Annotated in this window: 2 protein-coding genes and 1 pseudogene; 1 reads left to right on the top strand and 2 read right to left on the bottom strand. The window is 70.1% G+C overall.

What is annotated here, in order from left to right:
• Nucleotides 1–148: 148 nt before the first annotated feature.
• The gene (locus AC2W7C_RS16085; protein WP_486002301.1) at nucleotides 149–286 is read left to right on the top strand and encodes a hypothetical protein; all 138 of its coding nucleotides are present in this window, start codon (nucleotides 149–151) and stop codon (nucleotides 284–286) included.
• A gap of 118 nt (nucleotides 287–404) precedes the next feature.
• On the opposite strand, the pseudogene AC2W7C_RS16080 reads toward AC2W7C_RS16085, so the two are convergent.
• Nucleotides 405–1,613 (bottom strand): annotated as a pseudogene (locus AC2W7C_RS16080) (dicarboxylate/amino acid:cation symporter); the annotation flags it as partial.
• 71 nt (nucleotides 1,614–1,684) lie between these two features.
• The gene (locus AC2W7C_RS16075) at nucleotides 1,685–2,776 is read right to left on the bottom strand and encodes an amino acid ABC transporter substrate-binding protein (RefSeq protein WP_486002300.1); all 1,092 of its coding nucleotides are present in this window, start codon (nucleotides 2,774–2,776) and stop codon (nucleotides 1,685–1,687) included.
• Nucleotides 2,777–2,943: the final 167 nt, after the last annotated feature.

Raw genomic sequence — 2,943 nt, 5'->3', positions numbered from 1 at the left:
AGCGGCCCCGGGGTCCGCCCCGGCCATATGCCCGGGGCGGTCAACCTGCCCTACCCGTCCGTCCTGGAGCCCGACGGGACGATGGAAGCGCGGCGCGGCGCTGGAGGGGGCCTTCCTGGCCGTCGGAATCGACCCGGACCGCCCCGTCTTGACCACTTGCGGCTCGGGCGTCACCGCCGCCATCCTGACGCTCGCCCTGGCCGAGCTGGGCCGGCCGTCGCGCCTGTATGACGGCAGCTGGGCCGAATGGGGCGCCTGTTCGGACACCCCGGTCGCGACGGCGTGATCAGACCTCGCCGGCCGATCCCGTGCTTCAGCCCTCGGCGGCCCTCGCCCGGCAGCTCCGCCGGCGCGATGGAGGCGTCCGGCGGCACGGTGTCGTCGCTCTCGCCGCGCGAGACCACGGTGGCCAGCACCAGGTCGCCGGTGACGTTCAGCGTGGTCCGGCACATGTCCAGGAAGCGGTCGACGCCCAGGATCAGGCCGATGCCCTCGGCCGGCACGCCGACCATGACCAGGATCATCGCCACCACCGGCAGCGAGCCGGCGGGCACGCCCGCGGTGCCGACGCCGCCCAGGATGCAGACCAGCATCACCACGATCTGCTGGGTCAGCAACAGCTCGACACCGAAGAACTGGGCCAGGAACAGCACCGTCACGCCCTCAAACAGGGCGGTGCCGTTCTGATTGGCGGTCGCGCCGACGGTCAGCACGAAGCGGGCGATCTTGCGCGGCAGCCCCAGCTGCTCGTCGGCGGCGCGCAGAGACACCGGCAGCGAGGCGTTGGACGAGGCGGTCGAGAAGGCCACCACCATCGGTTCGCGGATGCCTTGGAAGAACTTCAGCGGCCCCATCCCGCCGCCGATCCAGACGACCAGCGGATAGACCACGAACATGTGGATCGCCATGGCGCCGACGGCCACGCCGACATAGGCGGCCAGCCGCACCAGCAGATCCCAGCCGAACAGGGCCGCCAGGTTGAACATGAGGCAGGCGATCGCATACGGTGCCAGCTTGATGACCATGTTGATCAGCTTCATCGTCACTTCGAGGACGCCCTCGATGACGGTCTGCAGCCGGTCGGTCGCCGGGCTCTTGGCCATGACCAGCCCGATCCCGAAGAACAGGGCGAAGATCATCACCGGCAGGATCTGGTTCTCGGCCGCCGCCGTGAAGACGTTGGACGGGATCAGGTCCAGGAAGAACTGGCCGAACTGGACGCTCTCGGGCGCCTTCTCGACGATGGCGTGGGCGCCCTCGGCCCCCTGGGCCAGCAGCCGCTGCGCCATCTCGGGGTCCACCCCGTCGCCGGGCCGGAACAGATTGACCATGCCCAGGCCGATGACCACGGCGATGCCGGACACGACGATGGTCAGAAGCAGGGTCTTGATCCCCGCCCGGCCCAGCGACTTCAGGTCGCCCATCTCGGCCACCCCGACCACCAAGGCCGAGAACAGCAGCGGGATCACCAGCATGAACAGCAGGCGAAGGAAGATCTGACCCGCCGGCCCCGTGATGTTGGAGGTCAGCCAGACCACCCACGGCGCGTCGGCCCCGACCTGCAGGTTCACGGCCAGACCGCCGGCCAGGCCGACGATGAAGCCGATCAGCATCAGCCAGTGCAGCGGGATCCCGCCCTTTTTCGTCGCGTCCATTGTTCCCCCGGCCCTCTGATGGGGCGTCGTTATCGAATGGGCAGGGCGTAGATCAGGCCGCCCGGCCGAGCGTTCCATTGTGCGTTAAGCCCCCGCGCCAGGTCGAGAGAGGAATCCGCGCCGATATTGCGCGCGAATATTTCTCCGTAATTTCCCTCGGCTTGAAGCGCATTCTTCATCCAGTCCTTGGACAGTCCCATCAGCGGCCCCAGGTCGCCCTCGGTTCCCAGCAGCCGCCGGATGCGGGGATCGCGCGATTCTTCGGCCAGCTGTTCCACGTTCTGGCGCGTCACGCCCAGCTCCTCGGCCAGGATCAGGCCGTTCAGGGTCCAGCGGACGATCGAGGTCCAGGCCTCGTCGCCGCGCTTCACCGCCGGTCCCAGCGGCTCCTTGGAGATGACGTCCGGCAGGATGGCGTGCTGTTCGGGATTGGGCAGCAGGGTCCGCGCCGCCGCCAGCGCCGAGATGTCGGCGCTGAACGCGTCGCAGTCCTCGCGGGCATAGGCCTCGCGGGCCGCCTCCTCGTTGGGCATGACCACCGGCCGGTACTCGATGCCCCGCGCCCGGAACCAGTCCGCGACGTTCAGCTCCGAGGTCGAGGACCGCTGAACGCAGATCCGGGCGCCGTTCAGCTCGGCCGCGCTGGCCAGGTCCAGCGAGCGCCTGACCAGGAAGCCCTGGCCGTCGTAGTAGTTGACCCCGGCGAACCGTACGCCCTCCTGGGCCTCGCGCGACAGGGTCCAGGAGGTGGTGCGCCACAGCACGTCCACCCGCCCGCTGCGCAGCGCCTCGAACCTCTGGCTGGTGGTCAGGGGTACGAACCGCACCGCGTCGGGGTCGCCCAGCACGGCGGCGGCCAGGGCGCGGCAGAAGTCGGCGTCGAAGCCGCGCCACTGCCCGCGATTGTCGGTATAGGCGAAGCCGACCAGCCCCTCGTGCACGCCGCAATTCAGCCGGCCTCGGCGCTTGATCTCGCGCAGCCGGGGACTGTCGAAGGCCGGCGCGGCGGTCTCGGTCCCGACATCGGCCGTGTCGGCCTCGTCCTTCTCGGTTCCGCCCTGTCCGCAGGCGGCGAGGAGCAGCGCCAGCGCCGCCGCGGCCGTCGTTCCGATCCTCGCCATCCGCACTCGCATGCCGCTTCGCTCGCTCACGCCCGCTTGCGCCCTCGCCCGTTTAGAGGCCTTTGAGGGGCTGATCCGCAACCCCGGGACCGCCTCCCATGACCGATCGCCCCGACCGCGCCGACCGCACCCGCCTGATCGCCCCGCCGTCCGGAGGGGCCGGGGCC

Source organism: Brevundimonas sp. CURTG3B2_SDJG (genome assembly GCF_057364705.1).
Note: the sequence above shows the minus strand (reverse complement) of the source record. Positions and strands in the feature narration are given on the sequence as shown.